The 1,298-nt window shown below is 32.7% G+C and carries 1 protein-coding gene; it reads left to right on the top strand.

The features are described 5' to 3' along the window. The coding region (locus FJR06_RS23785) for an IS1634 family transposase (RefSeq protein WP_168652398.1) at nucleotides 1–1,210 on the top strand (1,210 nt) is incomplete at its 5' end. Nucleotides 1,211–1,298: the final 88 nt, after the last annotated feature.

Below are 1,298 nucleotides of genomic sequence, written 5' to 3'. Positions count from 1 at the left end.
ATTTGAGAGTCAAAAAGTAGGAAATAACCAAGAATTAGAAGAATTAGCAGTAAAATCACCAAAAGAAATAACCATCACCTACGGTTATTCTCGTGACCATCGTCCAGACTTAAAACAGTTTATCATAGAAATGATATGTTCAGGAGATGGAGACATACCAATATTTTTAAAACTAGCATCGGGAAACCAAGCTGACTCATCATGTTTTGGTAAAATAGCAGTAGAATATCAAAAACAATTAGAAGTTAATAGTCTCATGGTTGCTGACGCTGCTTTATATACAGAATCAAACCTGAAAATGATGTCAGAATTACGTTGGTTATGTCGAGTACCATTAAGCATAAAAGCAGCAAAATCATTAATATCAACATTAGCAGAATCAGAATTTATTGATAGTACAATACCAGGATATAAATTAGCATCAAAAATCCAAAATTATGCAGGGATAGAACAAAGATGGTTAGTAGTGCAAAGTCAAGAAAGAAAAGAATCAGACCTGCATAAGCTCACACAAAAAATTACCAAAGCAGAATCAAAAGCTGTGCAAGATTTGAAAAAGTTATCACAAGAGAGATTTGCATGTGTTGCAGATGCTATCAAGGCATTATCAAAATTATCAAAACAATTCAAATATCATCAAATTCACGAAAGTACGGTGACTCAAGTAAAATCTAATAAAAAAGATACTTCAGGAGAAATATCCTATCAAATATCAGCTACAGTCTCCCAGGATGAAAGTAAAATTAATACAGAATTGCTGAGTGCGGGACGTTTTATTATTGCGACAAATGTTTTAGATTCAAAGGAACTAAGCAATGATTCTATGCTCAGGGAATATAAAGCTCAACAATCATGTGAAAGAGGGTTTGGTTTTCTCAAAGACCCATTATTTTTTGCCGACAGTATTTTCCTCAAAAGTCCTGAGAGAATAGAGTCTTTGGGAATGATTATGGGTTTATGTCTACTGGTTTATACTTTGGCTCAACGTCATATTAGAAATGCTCTTTTGGAGTCTAAATCAACAATTAAAAATCAATTAGGCAAAGCAACTAATCGTCCTACTTTACGCTGGATTTTTCAATGCTTTCAGTGTATTCATTTGGTTACACTCAGTCAGGAGAAACATATTTCTAATTGGAATAAGGACAGAGATTTTATCTTGAGTCTTTTACCAGATGATTGTTTACGTTACTATCAATTAGTCAGCTAATTATCATCTCTATCAATTTAATTTCTCTTGTAAAGATGAGCTAATCTCTTTGATTTATAGCTCCATTTTACTATGTCTATAATTTCGT

The sequence above is a fragment of the Dolichospermum sp. UHCC 0352 genome (assembly GCF_009711925.1).
Classification (GTDB): Bacteria; Cyanobacteriota; Cyanobacteriia; order Cyanobacteriales; family Nostocaceae; genus Dolichospermum; species Dolichospermum lemmermannii.
This window is presented reverse-complemented; position numbering and strand designations above follow the sequence as displayed.